The sequence below is a fragment of the Aliidongia sp. genome, assembly GCF_035943795.1.
Classification (GTDB): Bacteria; Pseudomonadota; Alphaproteobacteria; order ATCC43930; family CGMCC-115725; genus Aliidongia.
The window spans coordinates 1-4060 of sequence record NZ_DASZBY010000043.1; the positions used below are offsets into that span (position 1 = coordinate 1).

3 protein-coding genes are annotated in these 4060 nt (G+C 63.8%); all 3 read right to left on the reverse strand.

Going from position 1 to position 4060, the window contains the following annotated elements:
* Positions 1-957: UDP-3-O-(3-hydroxymyristoyl)glucosamine N-acyltransferase (lpxD, locus tag VGV37_RS07425; protein WP_326879008.1), on the reverse strand; the 957-nt coding region annotated here is incomplete at its 3' end.
* A gap of 33 nt (positions 958-990) precedes the next feature.
* Positions 991-1590, reverse strand: coding sequence for an OmpH family outer membrane protein (locus VGV37_RS07430; protein ID WP_326879009.1), 600 nt, complete (start codon positions 1588-1590; stop codon positions 991-993).
* A 3-nt stretch (positions 1591-1593) separates the two neighbouring features.
* Positions 1594-3981, reverse strand: coding sequence for an outer membrane protein assembly factor BamA (gene bamA / locus VGV37_RS07435; protein ID WP_326879010.1), 2388 nt, complete (start codon positions 3979-3981; stop codon positions 1594-1596).
* Positions 3982-4060: the final 79 nt, after the last annotated feature.

The window sequence follows — 4060 nt, forward strand, 5'->3', positions numbered from 1 at the left end:
GCCGCCGTAGTCGCCGGGCTTGTCGATCGCCTGACCGGGCGCCAGCGCCGCTCGTGCCGCGATACGAACACCGCTTGTGATTCTGGCATGATCGGCGATGCCGGCCTGTCCGCCCACGACCACGAAATCCCCGAGCTCGCAGCTGCCGGAGATGCCGACCTGGCCGACGATCATGTTGTGGCGGCCGAGCCGCGCGCTGTGCCCGACCTGCACGAGGTTGTCGAGTTTGGTCCCCTCGCCGACCACCGTATCGCCGAGCGCACCGCGGTCGATCGTCGTGCCGGCGCCGATCTCGACGCGATCCTGCACGATCACACGGCCGATCTGCGGAATCTTGATGTGACCCTGACGGCCGGACGCGAAGCCGAAACCAGGCTGGCCGATCTGGGCACCGGGAAGGATCAGAACCTCGTCACCGATATAGGCGTTGGTGATCGAGCAGTTGCTGCCGATCTCGCAGTTCCTCCCGATAGCCACGCCACGACCGACGACGCTGTTGGGACCGATGCGCGTGTTGTCGCCGATCTCGGCGCCGGGACCGATCACGACGCCCGGCGCGAGCATGACGCGTGTGCCGATGCTGGCAGTGGGATCGACCGCCGTCTGCTGCGACCACGCGACCAGGCTGGAGTCGGGATAGAACAGCCGGGCAGCGGCGGCGAAGGCGTGCTGGACCGACGCACAGGGTATGACCGTCAGTCCGACGCGGTACTGTAGCGGCTTCGCTGTCTTGGCCGGCACAAGGCAGAATCCGGCGCCGGTTTGCGACAGCTCGGCGGCCAGCGCGATGCCGCCGGTGAAGAACGTCAGGTGATCCGGACCGGCACCGGAGAGGCTCGCCAGGTCCTGTATGCGCGCGCGTCCGTCCGCCCCGTCCGGCAAGGCGGTGTCGACCGCCTTGCAGACATCGGCCAGCGTGAACGGGCCACGATTGTCGTAGAAACGAGGGTCGGCCATGACCGGAAAACTACCTCGCGCGGCCCGCGCTTGCTACTGCTGGGGCGCGACGCCCGGCGGCAGCGCCGTCAGCGCAACCTTCACAGTCGGAAGCTTCTGGTTCAGGCGGGCGATCGCGTCCTTGGTGATGTCGACGTTCACCGTTCCGAGCACGACTGCGTTGCGGTCGAGCAGCAGATTGGCGCCGCGTTCCTGCATGAGTGCCTGGAGGATCGGGCCGAGCGCCTGCTCAACCTGCTGACGCGCCTTGAGCACGCCACCCTGGATCAGGCCCTGTTGCTTCTGGACGTCAGCCTGCAGCGCAGCCTGCTTCGCCTCGAACGCCTTGATCTTTGCGGCCTTCACGCCGGGCGCAAGGATCGCGAGCTGCTGCTGCAGCGCCTGGCCCTCGGAACGCAGCGCGACGTCGCGGGCCTTCAGACCCTGCTCGGCGGCGACGGTAAGAGCCTGCACCTGCTTCATGATGTTCTGGCCGACGACCGACCCGCGGAGAATCGCGGCGCGATCGATGACCAGGATCTTCGGGTTAGGCGTGCCGGCGGCCGGCGGCGGGCCCGCGGCATAGGCCGGAGCGACAAGAGTAAACACGCTGGCGGCCACAAGGGCGCGCGCTGTGCGCGAGAGATTCGTCATGGTCTAGAGTCCTGTTCCTGCGCTGAAATAGATGAGCTGGCTTCGGTCGTAGCTGGTCTTGAGGAATGGGATGCCAAAGTCAATCGTAATGGGGCCAAAAGGCGACTTCCAGGCGACCGCAAGGCCGGCGGAGGCACGCATCGCCAGATTATCCCTGATGCAGCTGCTGGACGCCGTCTGCACCGGGCAAAGAGGGACAACCGAGTCCAGCTTACCCACCGTGCCAAAATCGCTGAACAGGGCTAGATTCACGCCATAGTCAGGCGGTAGCCATTCGGGCAGCCGCAGCTGGGCGTGCCCGATCGCATAGAAATTGCCGCCCACCGCACCGGTGTCGCCCTTGACCGCAGTGTCGCGCGGGCCGACGCCGGCCTGCGCAAAACCGCGGAATGAATCGCCGCCTTTGAAGAAGCGCTCCTGGATCGGGATGATCTGACCGTCATAGCCTGTAATAAATCCTGACTCGAAATTGAGCGAGCCGATCATCGAGTCGCCGAACAGCGGGTGGTAATAGGCGACGTTGCCCTGGGTGCGCAGGTACTTGAGCGAGCCACCAAGACCCGCGAAATCCTGTCCGACCGAGAACACCCAGCCGCGGGTCGGCTTTATCGGATCGTCGAGTGTGTTGTAGCCGAAGCTGAACCCGACCTCGGATGTCGTCGACCGGCCGCCCGCTAGCTGGACCTGCAGCGGCGCGCCAGGGAACGGCGTGACGTCGTCGATCTTGTAGGTGTAGCGGAGACCGACGCTGCCGTACTCCGACGTCGGGAAACCGAAGCGGATCGAGGCGCCGGTCGTGTCACCCTGATAATCGGCCTGATCGTAATCGGTCACGATCTTGTAGAGGTCGATGCCGCCGCTGATCGCGCGATCGAGGAAGTAAGGCTCGGTAAAACTCAGCTGGAATTCCTTGGAGATCGTCGAAGCCGAGATTGACGCCCGCAGGAACTGACCGCGGCCGAACAGGTTGCGCTCCGTATAGCTGAACTCGCCGACGAAGGAGCTGGTCGACGAATAGCCGGCGCCGAGCGAGAGCTCGCCTGTCGACTGTTCCTGGACCGTCACTGTCAGGTTGGTGCGGTCGGGCTGTGAGCCCGGCGTCGGCTTGACCGACACGTCCTTGAAGAAGCCAAGGCCACGGATGCGTGTTCGCGAGCGGTCAACCAGGACACGGTTGAACGCATCACCTTCCACCAGGCGGAATTCGCGGCGGATGACTTTATCAAGCGTGCGTGTGTTGCCGAGGATGTTTATCTTTTCGATATAGACGCGCGGTCCCTGATCGATCTTCATCACAACGTCGATCGTGTGGGTGTCGCGATTGCGCTTGATGCGGGGATGGACCTCTGCGAAGGCATAGCCCTTCGTGCCGGCCGCATTGGTCAGCGCATCGATCGCCTTCTGCACGAGATCGGCGTTGTAGACGTCGCCGTCATTTATCTTAACGAGCGGCCGCAGCTCGGCAGCCGTCAACTCCTTGATGCTGGAGTCGATCTGGATCTTGCCAAAGTTGTACTTGTCGCCCTCGCTCACCGTGAAGGTGATGTAGAAGTTGCGCCGGTCGGCGGTCAGCTCGGCCACCGCCGAGACGACGTTGAAGTCGGCATAGCCATGGCTGATGTAGTAGCGGCGCAACTGCTCGCGGTCGAACGTCAGGCGATCTGGATCGTAGTTGTCGTTGGTGGCAAGGAAGCGATACCAGTCGCTCTCCTCGGTGGCGATCGTGCCCTTCAGCACGGAGTCGCTGTAGACGTGGTTACCGATGAAGTTGATGCGCGACACGCCGGTCGATGGACCTTCGGCAATGGCGAAGATCAGGTCGACCCGGTTCTGCGGCCGCTGGATGATCTGCGGATCGACCGATGCCGCGAATTTGCCGTTGCGGCGATACAGCTCGATGATGCGCTGGACGTCGGCCTGGACCTTGGAGCGCGTGAACACCATGCGTGGCTTGAGCTGGACTTCCTTCTCGAGGTCCTTCTGCGAGACCTTGTCGTTACCTTCGAAGTCCACCTGGTTGATGATCGGGTTCTCGACCACCGCGATCGTGACCGTCGACTTGGCCACGTCGAAATTGATCTTCACGTCGGCGAACAGCCCGGTGCCGTAGAGCGCCTTGAGCGCGATGTCACCACCGAGTGGCGTGAACGGCTCGCCCTCGCGCAGCGCGATATAGGACAGCACGGTCGCGGGTTCGATGCGCTGAGTGCCGGTGATGATGATGTGTTGAATCGTCGGCCCTACCGCAGGCTGCACGGGCGCTGCGGGCGCAGCAGGTGCAGGCGGTTTGGCGGCGGGCTTCGCGGCGGCAACGCTATCGGCCGCTCCAAGAACGAGCGCCATCGCGGTAGCCGCACGAAGAACTCCGGCGAACAGGGTGATGCGGCTCATCCAGTCGTCTCTGGCAACTCGTTAGAGGCCCGGCGGCCGTTTCCGGCAGCCCGCCGACGTTTCAGAAAAGATTCAGACG